The following is a 22,460-nucleotide window of genomic DNA, read 5'->3' on the forward strand; positions in this document are numbered from 1 at the left end:
GATGTCCTCGCCTGCTTTTCATTATGCCTGAACGATTGCTCGCCCACGCGCTAAAACATTCATCGCACCAACCACGTCCGCATTTTCTGTGTAGCCACACTCTACGCATTCAAAATGTGCTTGCGTTTGGCGATTTTCTTTTGAGATATGACCACAACAAGGGCAAGTCCGACTGCTGTTTTGCGGCGGAACGGCAACCAAAAATCCGCCTTGCCATTGGGTTTTGTAGTCCAACTGACGGCGAAATTCAAACCACGATTGGTCGAGAATGGCTCGATTTAATCCTGATTTTGCGGCTACATTCTTGCCGTGTTGCTCTGCTGTGCCTTTGGCGGATTTCGACATATTTGCCACTTGCAAATCTTCAATGTAAATCATTGCGTGGTTTTTGCTGATTTTGCTTGAAGTCTGATGCAAGAAGTCTTTGCGACAATTGGCGATTTTATGATGCAATTTGGCGATTTTTGCCTTTAATTTCTGCCAGTTTTGGCTAAATTTAACTTTGTTTTTAAGTTGGCGTTGGAGTTTCGCCAATTTGCCTTTGTAGGTTTTAAAGGCGTTTAATGGCTCAAAATATTCACCATTTGAAAGCGTAGCAAAACGTGCAACACCCATATCTATGCCGATTTCTCCGCCGTTGTGTATTGAAATTTGATATTCAAACTCAGTCTGAATACTGACAAAAAAGCGTCCACATTTCTGGCTGACAGTGACATTTTTGATTTCACCTATGACCTCACGACTATTGCGATAACGAACCCAGCCGATTTTTGGTAGCCAAATGCGGTTATTGTTCTGTTCCAGCTTGCAACCTTGTGGAAAACGAAAACTCTCTTTTAAACCTTTTTTCTTAAATTTGGGGAAGTCTGCTCGCTGTTGAAAGAAATTTTTAAACGCACTTTCTAGGTCTTTTAAAGACTGTTGAAGCACTTGAGAATGGCATTCTTTTAGCCACGAAAGTTCTTTCTTCCATTGCGGAAGTAAGTTGGCAATTTTGCTGTAGCTGAATTTTTGATTATTATCTTGTTGATATTGCTCATTTTGCCACACCAATGCCCGATTAAACACAAAACGACAACAGCCACAAAATTGCTTGATTTTGCGACTTTGTTCGCCGTTGGGCATTATCTCGAACTTAAAAGCTTTGCGGAGTAACATACAAAAATAGGAGTGTAAAAATGGTGCTATTTTATATTGTTATTGATTTTTCGCCAACATCGACAACAACAAACGCCAGATTCGCTTGTGCCTTATATCTCCGCCCTGAAGGGTAAAGTTTTACGGCACTAAAAGAAAGTTTGTGGGGAGTTTGAGATAAATCAATTCTCATTGGATTAAGCATAGTAATTATTTTGTTTACTATGCCTTTTAACTCATCCCCTCAATCTCACCAATAAATCATTAGGGGCAATATAGGAAATTGCTTTTCCGTTACGGATTTGTCCTAATAATTTTAATTTATATAATCCATTCAGATCAGCTCTTGCAGTATTTTCTGCAATATCAAATTTATTACTTATCTCTTTTGCAGTAAAAATTGCACCATTTTCTTTAACTGCTTGTTGGAGAATACGAATTTGCCTGTCATTTAATTTATGTTTCGGATTAACAATATAATTTGCAATTGCTGAACTAAAGGCGATAAATTTATTTTGCTTATCATTAATATATTTTTCTAAATCATTAATAGCTCGTTTAATAATTTCAGTTTGATAATATAAAAAATAAGTTATATCCATTTCATCCGTTTCTACATAAAGATACGAACGAGCATATTTTACAGGAGCTTGTTTTAATAATCGGCTAATCGAAATATATTCAAATAACCAATAACCGCTTTTTAGCATAAACCAATAAAATAATGCTCTCGCTGTTCTTCCATTGCCATCACCGAAAGGATGAATACACCCAATTAAAAAATGCAGCATAATGGCTTTAATCACCGGATGAATAAAGATGGCTTGTTCACCATTGTGATTCGTATTAGCAAAATCACAAAATTCCTGCATTAATGATGGCAAATTTTGATAAAGCGGCGGTTGATGAACCGTTTCTCCATTGTAATCCGTAATATAAGTTTCATTGTCTTGTCTAAATTGCCCTGACACCGCATTATTTTCAATCGCCTGATATGTTGCAATACGATGCAATTCTAAAATTACCTCAATGGAAAGCGGTTCATCTTTCAAACTAATTGCCTCTTTCATCAGATGAAAATTATTTAAAATCATCATTTCATCTTTTGTTCTCGGCTTGCGCTCGCTCTCCAACATTTCTTTAGCCACCTTGCGAGTGGTTGCAGCTCCCTCCAGCTGTGCAGAAGTAATAGCTTCTTCCGCCACTAGAGAACGTAACAAAAAACGGCTCTGATCCGCTTGTGTCAGCCCTTCAAAATTTGAAGTTCCTACTGTGCCGGCTGTCATCTTATCAATAAAATGCATAACTGCTTGTAATGAGTTCGGAACGGAATAAGAAAATTCAATATTGCCGATTTTCAAGGAAGAGCGTTGCATCGCACGACTCATTTTAATTGCCAGCCAAACATCTTCTGCGTCTTTCGGATGACGGCGTTTTATCTCATCCCAATGCAGATAACGCCCTTTCTCATCGATCGCTTTGTGCTGGAAATACTCCGGCTTAATCCTGATTTGCATTAACTCTTGACATCCTCCCCGCCCTAAAGGACGGGGATTCCTACTAGTGCCCATTGCAAGCAATGGGCTACTCTCGGTGGGTTCTTGTTGCTGACTTCTAATGAAGTTCACTTCACAAGCTCTACGGACATGTCCTGCCCTGATTATGCCGTCATTGAGAGTCTAATAGCGACCTCTGTTAGCAAGGTTAGAATATCATTTTAAGATATTATACGCAATTGCCTTATATCTCCGCCCTGAAGGACGGAGTTTTACGGCACGAATCTGATAAAAAGGTTTCGGTTTAGATACTTTCATAATCAATAAACTCAAAATTTAAATTTTGAGTTTATTTACCATTTTTTGGAGAAGTTGTCTATTGGAGAAAAAAGGAAATTAAATGCTGAATACCGAACACAGGACAACATACTCTGCTGTCCTGAAATCACAACTATTAGTATTAAACTATTTACTTAGAATAATACTCCTTATACCATTTTGCGAACCGTCCAAGTCCATCCTCTATGGAAGTACTAGGCTTAAATCCAAAATCTCTCTCTAATTCGCTCACATCAGCATAAGTTTGATAAACATCTCCATCTTGCATAGGAAGATATTCTTTTTCTGCCTGCATACCTAGAGACTTTTCTAATGTCTCTATAAAATACATTAATTTTTCTGGCTGGTTATTACCGATGTTATACACCTTGTAATGATCACCTTGCCTATTAGCTTGCGGAGGATTACAAAGCATATTTTCAATCCCTTTCACGATATCATCAATATACGTAAAATCACGATACATATCACCTTGGTTATATATCTTAATGGCTTGACCTGCGTAAATCATATTCGTAAATTTAAAATAAGCCATATCAGGACGCCCAAAAGGACCATATACAGTAAAGAAACGCAAACCTGTCGCTGGAATTCCATACAAATGGCTATAAGTGTAAGCCATTAGCTCATTTGATTTCTTAGTTGCAGCATAAAAACTAATTGGCTGATCAACATTATCCGAGGTACTAAACGGTGTTTTTTGTTGGTTACCATAAACAGATGAGCTTGAAGCAAATAAAAGATGCTCTACGGGATAATGACGACAAGCCTCCAAAATATTAAAAAATCCTATCAGATTTGACTCAACGTAAGCATACGGATTATCAATACTATAACGGACGCCTGCTTGTGCTGCTAAATTAACAACGATATCCGGATCAAATTCCTCAAAGCAACGATTTACAGCTTGTGCATCGGCTAAATTTGCTCGAACAAAAGAAAAGTCATTAAATTGTGAAAGAATTCTTAATCGATCTTCTTTTAATTGCACATCATAATAATCATTTACACTATCAAAGCCGCAAACCTTGGCGCCCAATTCCAATAAACGTTTCGCTAAATGAAAGCCTATAAAACCAGCTGCGCCAGTAATAAGGACTTTCTTATTGTTATCAAATCTTTTCATATTATTCGCTCACTTATTCTTAATTTCTTAATCACGCACAAATAAATCCCGAGTATAAACCTTATCCTTCACATCCCTTAAATCTTCTGATAAACGATTAGCAACAATAACATCCGCTTGTTGTTTGAAAGTTGCTAAATCCTTTTCTACACGCGAATGGAAAAACTCACCAGAGTCAAGAGTAGGCTCATAAACAATAACCTCTATTCCTTTTGCTTTAACCCTTTTCATTACACCTTGAATCGCTGAAGCTCTAAAATTATCAGAAGAGGTTTTCATTGTTAAACGATAAACACCAACTATCTTAGGCTTACGAGCAATGATCATATCAGCAATATGATCTTTACGGGTACGATTAGCATCTACAATAGCAGTAATTAAATTTTGAGGGACATTTGAATAATTAGCCAATAGCTGTTTAGTATCTTTTGGTAAACAGTATCCGCCATAACCAAAAGATGGATTATTATAGAAATCTCCAATTCTAGGATCTAAACAAACCCCTTTGATAATCTCTGCTGTATTCAATCCTCTAATTTCAGCATAGGAATCCAACTCATTAAAATAAGCTACACGTAATGCCAGATAAGTATTGGCAAATAATTTAATAGCCTCAGCTTCTGTTGAACCGGTAAATAACATCGGAATATCTTGTTTAATTGCACCTTGTGCCAATAAAGAAGCAAACTTATGTGCACGTTCAGACTCCTCTCCCACTACGATACGAGAAGGATACAAATTATCATAAAGAGCCTTTCCTTCTCGTAAAAACTCAGGTGAAAAAATAATATTGTTCGTATTATATCTCTCACGTACTTTTTCTGTATAACCTACAGGAATAGTAGATTTAATAATCATTGTTGCAGATGGGTTAATAGCTAAAACTTCCTCAATAACGTTTTCAACTGAAGAGGTATCAAAATAATTTTTATCAGGATCATAATTAGTGGGAGTAGAAATAATAATATATTCAGCTCCACTAAACGCTTCTTTCGGATCTAATGTCGCTTTAAAATTAAGTGGCTTAGAAGCAAGATACTCCTCAATTTCTTTATCCACAATAGGGGATTTCTTATTATTTAACATTTCTACTTTTTCAGGCACAATATCTAACATAACCACTTGATTATGTTGTGCCAATAAAATTCCATTTGATAGCCCCACATAGCCTGTTCCAGCGATTGCAAATTTCACTTAGTATTCCTTACTTTAAAAATTTTTATTCTAGTTCTAGATTTTAATTCCGAATATATAAGAACAGATGTATCCTTATTCAAAAGAACAATAAAAGTCAAAAAGAATAAATCTATCAAATATAAACGGCATTCACTAGAAAAAATAATATATATTGAATAAATTATTAACAAAACGGTTTCACTAAAAATAACTTTTTTATTAAGAATCAAACCTATTCTATTGTTCAAATCTCTATAACGAAGATATGCTATAATACCATAAGACGTTGCTGTTGATATTACAGCACCAAAAATTCCCAATATAGGAATAAGAACAATATTTAATAAAAAATTAACAAAAGCTCCATATATTGTAGAAATCATTAAATTTTTATTATCTTTTATAGCATTATAGAAAACACCAAAATATGTTGACAAACATCCAAAAGTAGCCGCTATTAATAATATAGGAACGAATTTCCAAGCTGCAAAAAATTTTTCATTAAGAATGAAATAAGAAATTGGTTCAATTATTGATATAATAAAGAAAGATAATAAGAAACATATGAATTGATATACATTAAACACATTGGAAAAAAATAAAACATTATCTTTTGAGTCTATTTCTTTTGATTCTTTTGCTGTCGAATATTGCCATGCTTTTTGAAAAACTGAACTTAATAAATTTATAATAGAGGGAAGTTTACTTGCAGCTATATAAAGACCTGTTGATTCAATACCTAAGAAAAATAAAATAATGTATCTGTCTAAAATATTATTCACCCACCAAGAGACCATATTAGGTATATTAGGCACACTATACTTAAACATTTTAATCATTAAAAACATATTAAATTTAACAGGAAATAAGTACTTATACTCTTGTGATAGAAAGAAAGCTATAATAGCTGTAATAGCATACCCTAAAGAAAATGACAATAAATATCCTGATATGCCTAAATTCAATATTTTTAAAAAATAATAACTAGATAATACTAATATCAACGTATTAAGTATACCGTATATTGCATATCGCTTTGAATGTCCCAATCCACGAGAAAATTGTGTAGCTAGCATATAAAATGACATACTTAAATACAATAAAATAAACTCCTTTACATATTTATACGGATAAATAAAATAATAAATAACCAAAGATATAGTAATAAAAACAATACTTCCAATGAAAATTACAGCAATAGAATTAGAAAACAGTATATTCAGATTATGCTCATCAATAGAAAACCTATAAAGAGCTTCTATAATGCATAAAGTTGTAAATGGAAATACTATTTCAAGAATAGAATTATATAATTCAGCAATACCATATTGCTCCGCAGTTAATACTGATGTATATAAAGGTATTAAAAGAAATGCTAATAATTTTGATAAAAAACTACCAAACATAAATATAGCTATATTAGATATCAATGAAACATATTTATAATTGTAAGACATAGTTATATTTTAGTTTTATAATTAGAATTTAAAAAAGATATGGTTTCGTCTGCATTTTTTCTCTGTGCATAAATACACTTATTTTCAGATTTATAATATCCAAAAGCAATAATTGCAACTATAGCTTCTGCTCTTTTTATACCAAAAAATCTCTTTAATGCTTTTTCTGTTTTATAGAATGGAAACCATTGCATAATACAGCTACCAATTCCTAATGAATGCAATGCTAATGTAAGAAAAGATAAATATATTCCTCCATTAAGATACCATTGGAATTGCTCACCTCCAAAAAAAGCCCTTCTATTACTTGTAATAATCATAAAATTATGTATTTGATTTTTAAATCCATTACTACCTGTTATTAATGAATCAACATACTTTGATTGTTCTTCATCAGTTGTGCAATATACTTTTATTGGTTGTCTATTACATGCTGAAGGAGCTAAATTTGCAATTTCAATGGCTTTTATGATGGTATCTTTAGGTACAATTTCTTCACTATAATCTCTGATACTATGACGAGATAAGATAAATTCTTGAAAATCAAAGTAAGTAGCATCAAGGAACTTTTGCTTTGCTACAAAATAAGCACCTGCTTTATAGTTCTTTATTTTTAAAAGAGTCTTTTCATCCAAATTATCCAATATATCCTTTAACCCAAAATTTATTGAATCAATCTGAAATTCATTTTTACTATTAAATTCTATATACGATTCTAGTATTGCAATTGCCTCACAGAAAGCATAGGACTCTGTAGAGTAACCTAATGACAGATATTCATTCAGATAATTCAATACATTTTCTGCTTTCTGTCTTCCATATCCTAATCTTGTATTTCTAATTCCCATACCTTTTTCTAATGAATGTACAGAAATCAAAATTTGAGCTTCTAGTCTTTCCATTTTAGAACTTTTATCGTAAATTACACACCAAAATTCATATAAAAATGGTTTTAAAGATAACAAAATGTATAAGATAGCTCTTAGTTTTTGTTTAATGAAATGTTTCATATATTTAATACCCTAATAATTCTAATCTTCATCTATCAAATAAAAAAGTTTATCATAATATTCTTTTTTAAAGTAAGGAGTTATTTTTTCTAAACATTCATGCTTAATATCATGATTTTCAATAAATTTTCTACATTCCGATAAATTATCAAAAGATTTAATGTAATCTGGATATTTATCAATAAACCATTTTGCTCCTTCAGTAACTTTATGATCAATACTTTTTAATACTATAACTGGGGTTTTCGCTATTAGTGAAAATATAGTTCCGTGAAATCTATCAGTAATAATGAGTTCTTTGCTCGAAAACAATTGAATATATTTCTCCAATATATTTTCTCCACAAACCTCTCCTTTATTTAAAGTGGTATCCAACCATTCTATATTATTTGAATTTTCTATACTCAATAACATTTCTTTTATTTCTGTATTAGAAAATAATTTCTCACTATCTGATCTAATACATAATAAAATACCTTTTTTTATATCAGTAGTACCATGATATTTAGGAACATATGTACCGATTAAAGAAGTAACCACATCTGGATATAAAATAACTCTTATATTTTTAAACCATTTACTCGCCACATTATAACTCACTCTATCTCTCGCTAAAAAAATAATATTACCATGTTCATTATAAATATTTGCTGTTTTTAGTATTTCAGAATCATTAGAATATCTAACGGTCTGAGGAAAAAAAACAATCTTATTTTTCTTAAAATATGATACTATTTTTCTATGAACTATTTCATCATCATGCAGATCTGAAGATGTATAACCACTTTGAAATATAATCAAATCGGAATTACCAATATGATTTTTAAGTTCCTGAAAAAATCCACAATAATCATATCTTATTGGCGATGATGGAATTTCTACAATAGGAATATCAGAGTAGTTCTCTTTCAACAATTTTAAAATACAATAGTATTGAGCATAATCACCTAAATTATTATGAGTTGGAACACAAAAATACCATATTTTTTTTTGAGTTAAAGGATAATTCTGTAATAATTTTTTGTATCTAACTCCTATTCTTTTATTTTTATAAAAATTAATTATCGTATTAAAGTAAATATGAATATTTCTTGCCATGGAATAAATAACAGGATAATTTCTTAAAATCCTACGTATCATTTAAAAACCCTCTTCAATATTTTTAAATAAAATTAACAAAAACTATCTAAAACAAAGTGATAAGGATAAATACCTTTCCAATCTGGACGATATACAAATATAAATATTTGATATACAATTAAAACACTTATCAATAAAATAATTAACATCCTTTTATCTAATTTCAATTTAGAATAAATTAAACATAAATAAACAATAACAAAAGGATAAAGAAATAGAGAAAATCTATCTAACAAATTAAATTGTATTGCTGCAAAAGATATTAATACTTGACAATAAAAAAAACTATTAATCTTAAAAAGAAAAGTATCTTCATTAATTTTCTTACTATAACTTAACACATAAAGTCCTAGCAGAATCATAAAATTAAAAATACTAGCCAGTCTTAGTCCCACATATTTCGTATCCAAATAATGAGAATAGTATGAAAAAAAGGAAACAAATATATTTAAGAAATACGCACTTATACCTGCTACTACTAGAAGAAACACTTTGTGTTTAAAAATAAAATAAGTTTTTCTATTCACACCTAAAAGTATAAGAATAATTAAAGCTGAAGAAGAGTGAAATAATATAGCTAAAAAGGAAAAAAGAACAAATCTTAGTCTTTTATTTTCAAATAAGGCATCAATAACTAAATAAATAAAAGATAAAGCCAAACAAGCTCTCATAGTTGTAAACATAGCATAATAAAGCCCAAATACAAACCATAAGAATACCCAGTATGATCTTTTTGAATATTTATTATAGAAATAAATAGATGTAATAAAATAAAAAAGATTCACACAAAAAAGATATATAGTAAAATTTTCTGTCAAATATTTATAAGAAAAATAATTCCAAAACATAAACCCCACTTCAAATCTAGTAGAACTTAAATAATCAATAAATGTATTATAAGCTACTGACTGAAATAGTTCTAAATAATTTAATGTATCATTTCCAACATTAAAACTTCTTAAAGAGATAAAAAAGAAAGCAGAAATTAAGAAAATCTTTTTAAATAATAAAAGAATTAGTTTTAATTCCGGATACCTTGACCTATATAAAGTCAAACTTGATAAAAATAACAAAATATAATGTTCAATCATCATTTTTTAAATAGTTCCAAACTATATTTAATTTTCTCATATGATTCATATGCTATCTCTTCCCAATTATAATGCTGCTCCACATATCTCTTACATCTTTTAATATATCCTTCTCTATCTTTATTATAATCAATTAGTGCTTTTTTTATACAATTTGCAATGTTAAATGAATTTAAATCGGTAACCCAACCAAGATTATTTTCACTGACTTCTAATGAAACATTTGTTCCATAAGTTACTATACAAGGATTCCCATAAGACCAAGCTTCAAGAATTGTCATTGGAAAACCTTCATATCTTGAAGTTAAGATCATAGGGGCATTTTGCTCCAACAAATTATCTTTTTCTTGTCCTGAAATTGAACTATTCAAATATACTTTAATATAAGAAAATTTTTTAATAGCATCTTCAATATAACGAATAGCCTCATCTGTCCCTTTACCAAATAAACTAACTTCTAAATTATACTTTTCTTTATCTAAAATTTTTAATGCCTCTAAAAAATAATCCAAACCTTTATGATTTATATCATAGCGTCCAATAAAATAGATTTTATTTTTAATTTCTTTAGTTGTCTCAAGGGGGCTTTTAATTGTACTGATATCAATCCCATTTGGAATAATTATATCGTTCTTCGTTATAAAAATAGATTGTTTTTTTTCTTGATCGTTCAAAAAGACAAATCCTTTTGCTCTTTTTATTAATCGTTTAAATATAAAATGATTAGCAATCCATTTCTTAAACTGTGATTTTTTTAAAGCTTCTCTACCAAAAGAACCATGAGGTTCTATAAAATAAGGAATGTTTTTTTTATTTAGAACTTTAGAAACCCAATTATATTGAATGTAATAAAAGCTATGTATAATTACAGCATCTGGACGATTTTGAGTTAAATACTCTTCAAGTTGTTCTTTTTTTATATGTATAAAATACGGTGAGTCTATATCCTTAATATCAGATGTAAGAGATAAAACCTTTGATTGAACTCCTTGTATTCTATTCTGTGCAGATACTAATTTATTTAATACAACGGGAATCCCCCCTTCTAAACGTAAATGCGTTGCTGTAATATGTAATAAGTTCATTAGTCAAAAGTCCAATTCTTTTATAAATCGAGCAGGATTACCTGCATACAAACTATTTGCACGATCTAAATCTTTAGTCACTACAGAGCCAGCACCTACAATAATATTATCTGCAATAGAAACCCCAGGAAGGATTGTAGAGTTTGCACAAATCCAAACATTTTTTCCAATTTTAATAGGAGCGCCTTTATGCTCTCTTAATAAATACTTATTTTTACTTGAAATATCATAACTTTCTGTTAACAAAACTACACCATAAGAAAGAGTTGTATTATCACCAATTTCAACACCATTAACTGCATGAATAAATACATTATCATTTAATCTAATTAAGTTTCCAAATTTTATCCGATGCCCATACAATATTCTAGGAACACCTCTTAAAATAACTTTAGCTTTTTTATATATAAAAAAATGTAGCATAAAGTGTACTAGAACTCTAATTTTCAAAATTATTCTATCTATCATAAGCCTTATCTACGCAAAATATATTGATACAGTATTTTCTGAATAAACTTAGGTAACAAATAAATAGTCGTTTGAGAACAAGCTATCAGAAAAAAATCCCCAAAAGAATTAAATCCTGATTTCCATGCTTTATATCTGATTTCAATTAAAATTTTTGTATTAATCCAAGATTTCCTTTTTTGATATGTTCCCTTATCAAAACGGAATCTAAATAAATCACCATCTAAATTTAAACATTCAGCATGATTTTGTAACATTCTAATCCATAAATCAGTATCTTGATTTTTCCTATAATCAGAATATCCACCTATTTTTTTAAGAAATGATTTTCTATACATTACAGTTGGATGATTAAAAGGATCTCTTCTTCTCGCAAATTGATAAATTTCATTATTTGTTAAAGGAACACTTCTTTTTCCAATAATATTATTAATATCATCAATAAATTCACTAACAGAACACCCTACAATATCCAACCTTTGATTTCTCATAAAAGCATCTAATTGTTTTTCACAACGTTGTGGCATAGAGTAATCATCAGCATCCATTCTTGCTATTAGCTCATTATGACAGTGTTCTATTCCTTCATTTAATGCCAACCCTAAGCCTTTATTAATTGGCAGCTGAATTTCATTAAAAATTATAGCATATTTTTCCTTACACTGATCTATTATATCTTGCAACGACTGAGGGATAGGTCCATCTTTAACAATCACAATTTCAGAGGGTGATATTGTTTGACGGCACATACTTTCTAAGCTCAACAAAAAATCCTGTGGCTTATCTTTTTTATACACCGTCATTAAAACACTATATTTAGGATATTCTTTTATCACTTACACCGCCAATACTGTTTTAATCATTGTAACTAGATCCCTACCAAATGAATAATTTCGTATACTTTCTAAATTCCATTTCATTTTTTCAGGAAGTACTTTTTCAATATACTCTTTATCTGCATTTTCTGCATTAGATAAGAGCCTGTCCTCATCTTTATATTCAATACTTGCCTCACTTGTTACGCCAGCTGGCAATAACAATGTTGCCATCATCTCATCCGTATATGCGTCAACATATTTTGGAACTTCTGGTCGAGTTCCTACAAAGCTCATTTCGCCTTTTAAAATATTGATAAGTTGTGGAATTTCATCTAAGCGTGTTTTCCGCAGTTTCTCACCTATCGCTGTAATTCTTTTATCATTGTCTGTAGTTACTTGAGAACCCAATGCCTCAGCATTAACCACCATCGTACGAAACTTATAGATTTTAAATTCTCTTCCATATTGAGTAACTCGTGTTTGTTTAAAAAACACATCTCCAGGACTATCTTTATGAATCTTATAAGCGATATATAAAAACAAAGGAGATAGTAAAATCAGTAAAATTGCAGCTAGACACCGATCAAATACCGCCTTGCACAGCAAGCTGAATCGCTTTGTTTTTAAGTAATCATAATATGCCTTCACAGATTCTGTTTTCATTCGTGAAGGCAAACTCTCCCACTCTAGTAAAATCATACTAACTACTCAAAATTCTCTTGAAATTGCTAATAATATAATCGACTTCTTCATCCGTTAATCGAGTATGCAAAGGTAAAGTTACTTCATTACAATATTGTTTATAAGCATTAGGAAAATGATCAATCGAAAAACCCAGTGCTTTATATGCCGAGTGCATCGGCAAAGGTTTATAGTGTACATTGGTAGCAATTCCTACTTCTGCCATTTTTTCAATAAATTGATTACGATAATGTTCATCTTTACCAAGCAAACGAACTAAAAACAAATGACCACAACTCGAATAGTCTTTAGTAAAATGAGGGAGAACTTCTACATTACATTCTTTTAACCCCTCAGTGTATTGATTAATTATCGCTTTACGTCGAGCCAGCAATGAAGGATAACGGTCAAATTGTACTAAACCGATAGCTGCACTGATATCCGTCATATTGCATTTGTAATAACAACCTTTAATATCGTATTCCCAAGCTCCTAATTTAGTTTTTGCAAGTGCGTCTTTATTTTGTCCATGCAAGGATAAAAGTTGGAACTGCTGATAAAGTGCCTCATCATCAACGCCTTCAATAGCTTTCCAAGTAGCACATCCGCCTTCAGCTGTCGTGAAATTTTTTACGGCATGGAAAGAAAAACTACTGAAATCAGCAATAGAACCTGTCATTTGATTGTGCCACATCGAACCTAATGCGTGCGCACAATCGGCAATAATTGCAATTCTACCTATTTTGGATTGTAATTCGTTACTTGGTTTAAAAAGACCTTTTTTACGTTCAACGATAGCCAAAATCTTGTCATAATCACAAGGTACTCCTGCCATATCCACAGGAATAATTGCCTTGGTTTTATCTGTAATGGCTTGTTCTAAAGCATCATAATCCATCTGATATGAATTAGGTGCAGTATCCACCAGAACTAATTTTGCCCCCACGTGCACCACTGGACTAGCACTTGCGGTGTAGGTATAGGCACAAGTAATTACTTCATCCCCTTCTTTAATATCCAAAACTCTAAGAATTAACTCTAAAGCAGCCGTTGCGGAATTTAAACAGACAACCTTAGGTGTGTTCATATATGAGGCAAGTTTTTTTTCTAATGCTTTAGTACGAGGCCCAGTTGTGATCCAGCCACTCTTTAATGCCTCAATAACTTCATTAATTTCTAAGTCAGTAATATCCGGAGGAGAAAAACTGATTTTCATTATTTTATCCTTTATTTTTATATATCTATTAATGCAATTTGCGATATACCATATCACAAATCTCCGTTGTCGGATTAAACCCTGTTGATGATCTCATTAATAACTCTCTGATCTCATCAATCTTATATTCTGCACATAATTTATCTAATTGATCCAAAATTTTTGATAATTTATCCCATTCAATCATAATTTCTGTTGCAGTCATTATTCTTGGATGTGTAGTACCATGAACATTTTCACCAATCAATAACTCTTCATATAATTTTTCACCCGGTCTTAATCCTGTCACTTTAATTTCAATATCACCATCAGGATTTTTCTCATTTCTGACAGTCAACCCGCTTAAATGCACCATTTTCACTGCCAAATCATAAATTTTAACCGGATCACCCATATCCAACACAAATACGTCTCCACCTTTTCCCATAGCACCTGCTTGAATCACTAACGAAGCTGCTTCAGGAATGGTCATAAAGAAACGAGTGATCTTTCGGTGCGTTAATGTGATTGGACCGCCTTCACGAATCTGTTTATTGAATAATGGCACTACTGAGCCTGATGAACCAAGCACATTACCAAAACGAACCATACAAAAACGAGTTGTATTCTGTTTACTAGCAAGAGCCTGCAACACTAATTCAGCCATTCGTTTAGTTGTTCCCATAATGTTAGTTGGGCGCACAGCCTTATCTGTAGAAATTAAAACAAATGTGGAAACTTTTGCTTCAATAGCTGCTTGAGCACAATATAAAGTACCAAAAATATTATTACGAATACCTTCAACAACATTATACTCCACTAATGGAACGTGTTTATAAGCTGCAGCATGATATACTGTTTCCACTTGGAATGAACGCATAATAATATCTAAGCGATGTTTCCTTTGTACCGAACCTAATAACGGAACTAATTCAATTTTTTCTGTTCTAACATTATCATTTTGTAATAATTCTTGATGAATTTGATATAATGAAAATTCACTCAACTCAAACAAAACTAATTTTCTAGGTTGTTGCTTAACAATTTGACGGCATAATTCAGAACCAATTGATCCACCTGCACCGGTTACCATAACAACTTTATTTTTAATATCTTGATTCAATAAAGTGTCTATTGGTTTAACAATATCTCTTCCTAATAAGTCGGAAATCGAAATTTGATTTAAGCTAGTTAAATGTGCTTTACCACTAACAATATCTTCCATTCCCGGAACTGTTAGAATTTCGCACTTATATTTACTAATCCGATTAATAATCTTTTTACGTTGTGTCTGGCTTGCACTTGGCATTGCTAATAATATTTTTTTTACATTTCTGCTCTCAATTAATTTGTCTAATGATTTTGGATTATATACGGTAATACCGTGCATTACTGTTCTATGTAAATTTTTATTATCATCAACAAAACCAACCACTAAATAATTTGATGCTTGATTTAATGCTGTCAGCAACTGTCTTCCTGAACTTCCTGCCCCATAAATAATTACTCTTGTCTTATCATGACGATCATAACTCAACATTGCACGCCATAAAAAACGAGTACAAACAACAAAAATAGACAAGAAAACAAAGTATAAGAATAGAACTGTTCTTGGTAAATTAAATTGAAACGCAAATGTTACTAATAACAATGCGGCTGTTGATACCCCCGTACCAACAATAGCAACTTGCGTAAATTTAATGGTAATAAAACGAAGAACTGCACGATATAAACCTAAACGAATAAATGTCAAAATAGAGATTACACTGACACATAAAACAATATACCAGTTATCTGTTTTTATCACTTCTTCATGAAAATTAAGCCTAATTCCTAATGCTAAAAAATAGGAGCTAACAATAAAAAGAATATCAATGATTATTGAAATAACTCTTTTTACACTACGGTGTAGACTTAAAATATTATTCAGCATAATCTGTTCTCAACATTACTAATTTATTTCTTTTTTTCTTGAAATAAACGCACTTGTTACTAACACATAAATAATTGATAAAATAAGACCAATTAACATACCAGCTACTACAATTAACAATCTTTTCGGCTTATCTTTAACCACAGGATAATCCGGTGAAGAAAGATAAGTATAAGCATCTGTTTCCAATTTCGCTTCTTTAAATTTTTGGGCTAATGCTTCCAACTGTGTTATCTGTTCTTGAATTTGATAATATTTTGGTGGATAAATAATATTACTTTGTTCAATAGAATCAATCTGTGCAGTAATATATTTTTCACCCAAGATAAAAAGATATGGATTATCCGATAGAGGTGATTCAGATAAAGGAATAGAAGTATCGGTTCTGATAACATTCAATAAATTAGTTTCCGTTCCTCCGAAACTTCTTGAATAGTCCTTAATACCTGCCTGTTTTGCAGTGTCTAAAGAGCGATTCAGATTTTCTAATTTAACTTTGCGCTGAATATTAGCATTTTGTTTAATTTGATTAAATTGAAAGCGAAGATCACCTAGTTTTTCATTATAGTCAATCAAAAAAGACTTAAAATTATAATCTAATGACTCTTGGCTAATCTTCTTTATAAAGGCTTTTAATGTATCTTGCGCTGACACCGGTTTTTCTGCTGCAAAACTGATTTTTATTCCAATAGCATCCGGATCTTTTTTCGCATCCGGTTTGGTAATAGTGATATTTTCTCGCGCTAATTTATTTAAAATAACTCGCTGCTGCTCTTCATCTTTACCAGCGCTCTCTAATTTATAAACTTCTGATTGAGATAAGAAATGTTCTCTTTCATCCAGAGAATACATTAATTGGTTAAATTTTGAGAAAAGGCTATTAGATAAACTATTGACATCAAAATCACTACCTAAAATACGAGCATATTCACGTCTGATAGTTAAATAATTATTTAATGAAACAGCATTAGGTGCGATTACTTCTGCTTTTGATGTCCACTGTTCTTTAGCGGTAAAAGCATAAATTGCTGCTATCACCACACAGATGAAAGTTGTTGCAATAATGATGACTTTCTTTTTCCATAAAAGTGTAAGCAATTCAATCAGATCAATTTCATCCGATGTCTGCGACTTTTGTTGATTTTCCATACCTGAATAATTCTCTTTGCACTATTTTTGACAATAATAGGTGCGTATTTTACTTGTTTCGTATACTGGTGCAATATTTTTTATTAATTCCATAGGCGAAATCTCATTTGATGTTTACTTTACATCATCTTTTTTGAAATGCTTCCTTGACAACCTCCACCATCTGTTGCCACAGCTGTTCATCTTCCAAAAATGGATAATCTTTAGCTAATTTATTGGTAAGTTTTCCATTATTTTCTTGAATGCTACGAATAATGCGATCAACATAATGATTCGGCATTTCTATTAGCTCTGTCAATGCGCTCTTGGCTTGTTCATAACTATTTAAATAGTAGGATTCATTGCGCATATAGACGGTGATCGTTTTCTTCACCAGCTCTGAGAAATAATGAATATGTTGAGTTAAATCCGGATATTGCCAGATAGGCTCTGCCAGTTCGCTATGTTCCATTTCAAAATTTGACTGAATACCATCGCTATATTTTTGCTCTTTTTTAGAAAAACAGTAATGCTCTGATAAGCAATGCATCACTGGTTTTGACACCTGTTCCAAAATATTGGCATAGGCAATTTTTTCCTGCTCATTACCGGAAATAACGCCGGAAATAGGCAAAATGATTGGATCATAGGTCGCATTATCTCTTCTCAGCAAATCATTAAACAAAAAGCGGTGTAAACGCCCATTGCCGTCTGCCAACGGATGAATATAAACAAAAGCGAAAGCGATAGCTGCACTGCGCAAAATGGGCGATTGCCCTTCAGTTTTTTGCCAAAATAGATCCAATCCATCCAATTTTTGTTGCAGGGTCTGAAAAGGCGGCGCTATATAATGCACAATTTCTTGAAAACGCCGTATTTGCCCGATAAAAACCGGCGATTGACGCAGCCCAAATTGAGTGATGGCTGTCTGCGTGCCTAAAATTTCTTTCTGTAATAAAGCAAGATCCAGCGGAAGTTCCATTTTCCCGGTAAATCTTTCTATCACCCCCGCAAAGCGCTGTATCCTAGTAGATTTATCTGTCTCACCTTCAATTTTGAAACTCGCTCTACTCTCCCCTAAAGTAAACCAACCGGCTGATCTTAATAATGTATCTTCACCGACTTCATTATTTAACTCATCCAATAGCGTTTTTACATCCACAGAAATTGCTTCTGTTAATTTTTCAGTTTTAATTAAAATCGGGCAAAAATCTCGATTACCGGCTAAATTATTGTTAACTCGCCATTTTTGATTCTTTTCTATTTTATGCTTAGACGCAGTGACTAATTTTTTACTGTTAATTGCATCAATATAATTTCCGGCAAGATTTTCCGGTGCAGTTAAGTTTTTTTCAGTGAAAAATTCATATAAAAAAGCCGCTCTTCTCGCATATTTTCCGGTAGGCTCACTATTAACCCATTCTTGTAAAACCGCTTCATTGATAACAGAAAATAATCTGGATAAAAACTCAAAATGCGGAATTTCATAGCGTAAATGAAATTGCAAATGAGCAATGACAGTATCCTCCGGTCGCTGTCGCTCCTGATAAAACTCCACTTTAAACCCGGTCTGGCTATCTGTTTCTGTGCTTCTTCTGCTTGTCGTTGTGCTGTAACTGACTATCGGCAATGGTTGAAATACCTCAATCTGAAACTTTTCCATCAACCACAATGCGCCAATAGGATTTGCTCTCTTTCTTGCAATCATCTTTCTAGTGATACCGTAAAAGCGATTAAACTTGCCTCATTTTGGCAAATTCCGATTTTCCTTGCAACAAATCGATTATTTTTGAGCTATTTTGTTAAAAATCGATTATTTAAGGTTGTTTTTTAAGCAAAAAAGCAGAATTAAAAATCACTTTGTGGAGTTATTCTTGGTCAGCACATTTCAAAAAAGGCATCAATAATTCAAAATTAAAACCTTTAAAAGATTTTTAAAAGTTTTTTATTAATGCTATTATCCTCTGAGCAAAACGCAATGGAGGAGATATAGAATGAAAAATGTTCATAAAATACATACTGATGTTGTTGCCAGTATTACCTCGTTAAAACGCGACCCAATGGGAACGATTTATAACGATACCGGTAGTCAAGCTGTTGCTATTCTCAACCGTAATCAACCTGCATTTTATTGTATTACGCCTGAACTCTTTGAGCATTTTCTCGAATTAGAAGAAAATGCTGAATTGGCAAAAATAGTGCAAGAACGCAAAAAAGAAGGGAAATTTATTAAGGTGAATATTGATGACTTATAGCCTACAGTTTCACGAAAAAGCACTTAAAGAGTGGAAAAAACTAGATGAAACAACAAGAAGTCAATTAAAAAAGAAACTTGCTGAACGCCTCCAAAATCCACATATTCAAGCTGATAGATTAAGTGGATTTTCTAATCCAACCTATAAGATTAAATTACGTTCTATCGGATATCGTCTTGTGTATGAGGTGAATGACGATATTATCACTGTTTTTGTGCTTTCTGTAGGAAAGCGAAATAAATTGCAAGCCTACATCAATGCTCACCACAGGGCAGAAAAAATGTATTAGGCAGTAGATCTCCAATTTTTAATACATATATGTTGAAAATATGTGTATAATTGCGGCGTTTAAAGTAGCTACTTCGGTAGCTTTTTGTTTGATTATCAATAAAGTTGTTAACTATTAGAGGAAACATGGCAAAAGAAGATAGTATTGAAATGCAAGGTACCATTTTGGAAACCTTACCCAACACAATGTTTCGTGTTGAATTGGAAAATGGTCACGTGGTGACCGCTCATATCTCCGGTAAAATGCGTAAAAACTATATCCGTATTCTCACCGGTGATAAAGTGACTGTTGAAATGACACCTTATGACTTAAGCAAAGGTCGTATTGTTTTCCGTAGTCGCTAATCTTCGTTCCCTCCTTGTTGTAGGTGGCAAGGGGGGGGGGGAAATCCCTTTTAAATTAAGAGTTTATCCTATGCCAATCAATCGTTTATCATCTATTATCAACCCTTTTATTTTTCTCTTTTTTATCACCGTTATTACCATAAAAAATGCTTACTATATTGCTCCGCTCATTTTGGTTTTGATAGCGATTGTTTATTTAATAACTCACTATAAAACAATTTATATTGATAAATCTGTTAAGTACTACATTGTTGCAGCACTAGCCTATTATGCTGTAGCTCTCTTAGTCGCACTTATCAACCATGATTCTATTCCTCACTCTTTTAAAGCAGATCATTTTCTATTGTTATCTATTCCTTTGTTATTATTGTTTATTCAATATAGACCTAACCTAAAAGTATTATCTGTTTCTTTTGCAACAGCAGCTATTTTTAGTGGCTTATTATCAATATATAATAAGTTTTTTTTAGGAATAGAGCGGGCTTTTGAAGAAATCAATCCAATTCCAGTTGCTGCCATTATTATGATATTAGTTTTATATTGCATAACTCTTGGTTTCTATTTCCTCAAACAAAGTAAAATCAAGACAGCGATTTTTCTTCTCACTGCAGCAACAATCGGTTTAGTTGGAAATATTCTTACAGGCTCTCGTGGCACCTGGTTAATTTTCCCCGTCGCTATTCTTATCTTATTTGGGGTTTATGCTAAATCACTTAAAAAGTTTTTAATTCCATTCTCTTTATTTCTTATAGTAATAATTATTACATCTATCTTTATACCACAAACAGGAATACAAAAACGCTATCAAGAAGCTATTAATAATATTACCGAATATAACAATGATATAAATAAAAGAAGCTCTATAGGAAATAGATTGGATCTCTATAAAGGGGCTTTGTATGCTATTCAAGAGAAACCCATTTTAGGTTGGGGAAAACAAGGAATGTTAAATAAAAGAGTTCAACAGGCAATTAATGGCACTATTCCTTATTACCTTAAAGACTATACTCATTCACATAACCAATTCATTGAACAAACCTATTATAGAGGATTTATTGGCTTATTTGTTCTATTACTATTTATCTATACCTGTTTACGTTATTTTATTTTACGATATAAATTTCTTAGTGATGAAGATAAAAAAACTATTGCTTTATTAGGATTTATAAATATTTTATCTATGATCTCTTTTAATTTATCTGATGCTCTCCTTCGAGGAAAAGAATATGCAATGTTCTTTTATATTAGTAATATAATATTTTATGCAATGACACTTCCAAATAAAAATAAAGAGGATTAAATGCTACCTATTTATGTTATTCATATTGATTCTGCAACTGAAAGAGCAGATTCTATACGACAACAATTTGATAATTTGAAAATTGAGTTTGAATTTTTTCCAGCTATAAATGCTAAAAAAACACCAAATCATCCTTTGTTTTCACATTATAATGCGAAGAAACATTTTCAAAGAAAAGGTCGAAACCTATCTTCAGGTGAATTAGGATGTTATGCAAGCCATTATTCTACTTGGAAAAAATGTCTTGAATTAAATCAACCGATTATTGTACTTGAAGATGACGTGACTATCTTGGAAAATTTTAAAGACATTTATACTAATGCAGAAAGAATAATCCAAAAATATGATTTTGTATGGCTTCACAAAAACCACCGTAGTGATGATAAAGTAATTGTTGAATCTATTGACGCTTTTTCAATTGCTAAATTTTATAGAGATTATTTCTGTGCTCAAGGTTATCTGATCACGCCTAAAGCAGCTAAACAACTATTAACCTATTGTGAGGAATGGATTTATCCTGTTGATGATCAAATGGGTAGATTTTATGAAAATAAAATAGAAAATTACGCTATTTATCCCGCTTGTATTGATCATATCGCCAGTATGGAATCTCTTATTGGTGATGATAGGAGAGGTAAGAAAAAACTCTCATTTACATCTAAGATTAGACGTGAATATTTTAATTTAAAAGATCACTGCCGTCGTGCTTGGTATAATTTTTGTTTTAAATTAGGGGCTGAAGTAGATTAGCGTTAAATCTGACACCATTTCCGCAGGATTTTGAGCTGTTGAGATGGTGTCCCATAGTTGAAACGAAACTCACATTCTTTCAAAAAAAGAGGGAAAGATTTTCGATCAATTCCATTATACTTTCTTAGCACACGCTTTGCTTGATTCCAAAAATTCTCTATCCCATTAATGTGATTTCGCCGCTCAGCAAAATGAGTACTGTGGTTAATTCTATAGTGCGTAAACTCACTAACATCTAGCAC

The 22,460-nt window shown here is 31.8% G+C and carries 22 protein-coding genes; 5 read left to right on the forward strand and 17 right to left on the reverse strand.

The annotated features are described in order from the left end of the window. Positions 1-21: 21 nt before the first annotated feature. The 16 genes from A3EO_RS0106845 to A3EO_RS0106920 all read right to left on the reverse strand — a co-directional run bounded on the left by A3EO_RS0106845 (position 22) and on the right by A3EO_RS0106920 (position 18,988). Positions 22-1,158 carry an RNA-guided endonuclease InsQ/TnpB family protein gene (locus A3EO_RS0106845; RefSeq protein ID WP_026211039.1) on the reverse strand — a complete coding sequence of 379 codons (1,137 nt, stop codon included), beginning with the start codon at positions 1,156-1,158 and terminating at the stop codon, positions 22-24. 215 nt (positions 1,159-1,373) lie between these two features. Next, positions 1,374-2,708 carry a Fic family protein gene (locus A3EO_RS12765; RefSeq protein ID WP_018346538.1) on the reverse strand — a complete coding sequence of 445 codons (1,335 nt, stop codon included), beginning with the start codon at positions 2,706-2,708 and terminating at the stop codon, positions 1,374-1,376. Positions 2,709-3,102: 394 nt separating this feature from the next. After that, a complete protein-coding gene (locus tag A3EO_RS0106855; RefSeq protein WP_018346539.1) occupies positions 3,103-4,098 on the reverse strand; it encodes an NAD-dependent epimerase in 996 nt (331 codons plus the stop codon). A 27-nt stretch (positions 4,099-4,125) separates the two neighbouring features. After that, positions 4,126-5,292 carry a nucleotide sugar dehydrogenase gene (locus tag A3EO_RS0106860; RefSeq protein ID WP_018346540.1) on the reverse strand — a complete coding sequence of 389 codons (1,167 nt, stop codon included), beginning with the start codon at positions 5,290-5,292 and terminating at the stop codon, positions 4,126-4,128. Next, positions 5,289-6,731, reverse strand: coding sequence for a lipopolysaccharide biosynthesis protein (locus A3EO_RS12770; RefSeq protein ID WP_080638280.1), 1,443 nt, complete (start codon positions 6,729-6,731; stop codon positions 5,289-5,291). Before A3EO_RS12770 ends, A3EO_RS0106860 begins: the two co-directional genes overlap by 4 nt. A 2-nt stretch (positions 6,732-6,733) precedes the next feature. Beyond that, on the reverse strand, positions 6,734-7,741 hold the full coding sequence (locus tag A3EO_RS0106870) for a nitroreductase family protein (RefSeq protein ID WP_018346542.1): 1,008 nt from the start codon (positions 7,739-7,741) through the stop codon (positions 6,734-6,736). 21 nt (positions 7,742-7,762) lie between these two features. After that, positions 7,763-8,881, reverse strand: a complete 1,119-nt coding sequence (locus A3EO_RS0106875; protein WP_018346543.1) for a polysaccharide pyruvyl transferase family protein — start codon at positions 8,879-8,881, stop codon at positions 7,763-7,765. A gap of 32 nt (positions 8,882-8,913) precedes the next feature. Further along, positions 8,914-9,975: an EpsG family protein gene (locus A3EO_RS0106880; protein ID WP_018346544.1), complete on the reverse strand. Its 1,062-nt coding sequence runs from the start codon at positions 9,973-9,975 to the stop codon at positions 8,914-8,916. Continuing rightward, positions 9,972-11,057 carry a glycosyltransferase gene (locus A3EO_RS0106885; protein ID WP_018346545.1) on the reverse strand — a complete coding sequence of 362 codons (1,086 nt, stop codon included), beginning with the start codon at positions 11,055-11,057 and terminating at the stop codon, positions 9,972-9,974. The genes A3EO_RS0106880 and A3EO_RS0106885 overlap by 4 nt, the downstream gene beginning before the upstream one ends. Positions 11,058-11,060: 3 nt before the next feature. Beyond that, positions 11,061-11,525, reverse strand: a complete 465-nt coding sequence (locus tag A3EO_RS13800; protein WP_018346546.1) for an acyltransferase — start codon at positions 11,523-11,525, stop codon at positions 11,061-11,063. A 5-nt stretch (positions 11,526-11,530) separates the two neighbouring features. After that, positions 11,531-12,361 (reverse strand): glycosyltransferase, encoded by an 831-nt coding sequence (locus tag A3EO_RS0106895; RefSeq protein ID WP_018346547.1) that lies wholly within the window; start codon positions 12,359-12,361, stop codon positions 11,531-11,533. Beyond that, positions 12,362-13,042 carry a sugar transferase gene (locus tag A3EO_RS0106900; protein WP_018346548.1) on the reverse strand — a complete coding sequence of 227 codons (681 nt, stop codon included), beginning with the start codon at positions 13,040-13,042 and terminating at the stop codon, positions 12,362-12,364. Position 13,043: 1 nt separating this feature from the next. Continuing rightward, on the reverse strand, positions 13,044-14,240 hold the full coding sequence (locus tag A3EO_RS0106905) for a DegT/DnrJ/EryC1/StrS family aminotransferase (RefSeq protein WP_018346549.1): 1,197 nt from the start codon (positions 14,238-14,240) through the stop codon (positions 13,044-13,046). 28 nt (positions 14,241-14,268) lie between these two features. After that, positions 14,269-16,152: a polysaccharide biosynthesis protein gene (locus tag A3EO_RS0106910; RefSeq protein WP_018346550.1), complete on the reverse strand. Its 1,884-nt coding sequence runs from the start codon at positions 16,150-16,152 to the stop codon at positions 14,269-14,271. Between the two features lie 18 nt (positions 16,153-16,170). After that, positions 16,171-17,301: an LPS O-antigen chain length determinant protein WzzB gene (locus tag A3EO_RS0106915; RefSeq protein ID WP_026211043.1), complete on the reverse strand. Its 1,131-nt coding sequence runs from the start codon at positions 17,299-17,301 to the stop codon at positions 16,171-16,173. 124 nt (positions 17,302-17,425) lie between these two features. After that, on the reverse strand, positions 17,426-18,988 hold the full coding sequence (locus A3EO_RS0106920; RefSeq protein ID WP_018346551.1) for a Fic family protein: 1,563 nt from the start codon (positions 18,986-18,988) through the stop codon (positions 17,426-17,428). 286 nt (positions 18,989-19,274) lie between these two features. Here A3EO_RS0106920 and A3EO_RS0106925 point away from each other — a divergent pair, with 286 nt between their 5' ends. The 5 genes from A3EO_RS0106925 (at position 19,275) to A3EO_RS0106945 (ending at position 22,218) form a co-directional block, all read left to right on the forward strand. Continuing rightward, entirely contained in the window at positions 19,275-19,535 is a 261-nt protein-coding gene (locus tag A3EO_RS0106925; protein WP_013746901.1) for a type II toxin-antitoxin system Phd/YefM family antitoxin, read from the forward strand. Beyond that, entirely contained in the window at positions 19,525-19,824 is a 300-nt protein-coding gene (locus tag A3EO_RS0106930) for a type II toxin-antitoxin system RelE family toxin (RefSeq protein WP_013746900.1), read from the forward strand. Before A3EO_RS0106925 ends, A3EO_RS0106930 begins: the two co-directional genes overlap by 11 nt. Before the next feature lie 125 nt (positions 19,825-19,949). Continuing rightward, on the forward strand, positions 19,950-20,168 hold the full coding sequence (infA, locus tag A3EO_RS0106935) for a translation initiation factor IF-1 (protein WP_013746899.1): 219 nt from the start codon (positions 19,950-19,952) through the stop codon (positions 20,166-20,168). After that, positions 20,149-21,468: an O-antigen ligase family protein gene (locus A3EO_RS0106940; protein WP_233432273.1), complete on the forward strand. Its 1,320-nt coding sequence runs from the start codon at positions 20,149-20,151 to the stop codon at positions 21,466-21,468. The genes infA and A3EO_RS0106940 overlap by 20 nt, the downstream gene beginning before the upstream one ends. Continuing rightward, positions 21,469-22,218, forward strand: a complete 750-nt coding sequence (locus tag A3EO_RS0106945) for a glycosyltransferase family 25 protein (RefSeq protein ID WP_018346553.1) — start codon at positions 21,469-21,471, stop codon at positions 22,216-22,218. It begins immediately after the preceding gene. A 2-nt stretch (positions 22,219-22,220) separates the two neighbouring features. Here the strand turns inward: A3EO_RS0106945 and A3EO_RS0106950 are convergent. After that, positions 22,221-22,460: IS1595 family transposase (locus tag A3EO_RS0106950; protein WP_018346554.1), on the reverse strand; the 240-nt coding region annotated here is incomplete at its 5' end.

This window comes from Gallibacterium anatis DSM 16844 = F 149 (assembly GCF_000379785.1).
In the GTDB taxonomy this organism is placed as follows: domain Bacteria; phylum Pseudomonadota; class Gammaproteobacteria; order Enterobacterales; family Pasteurellaceae; genus Gallibacterium; species Gallibacterium anatis.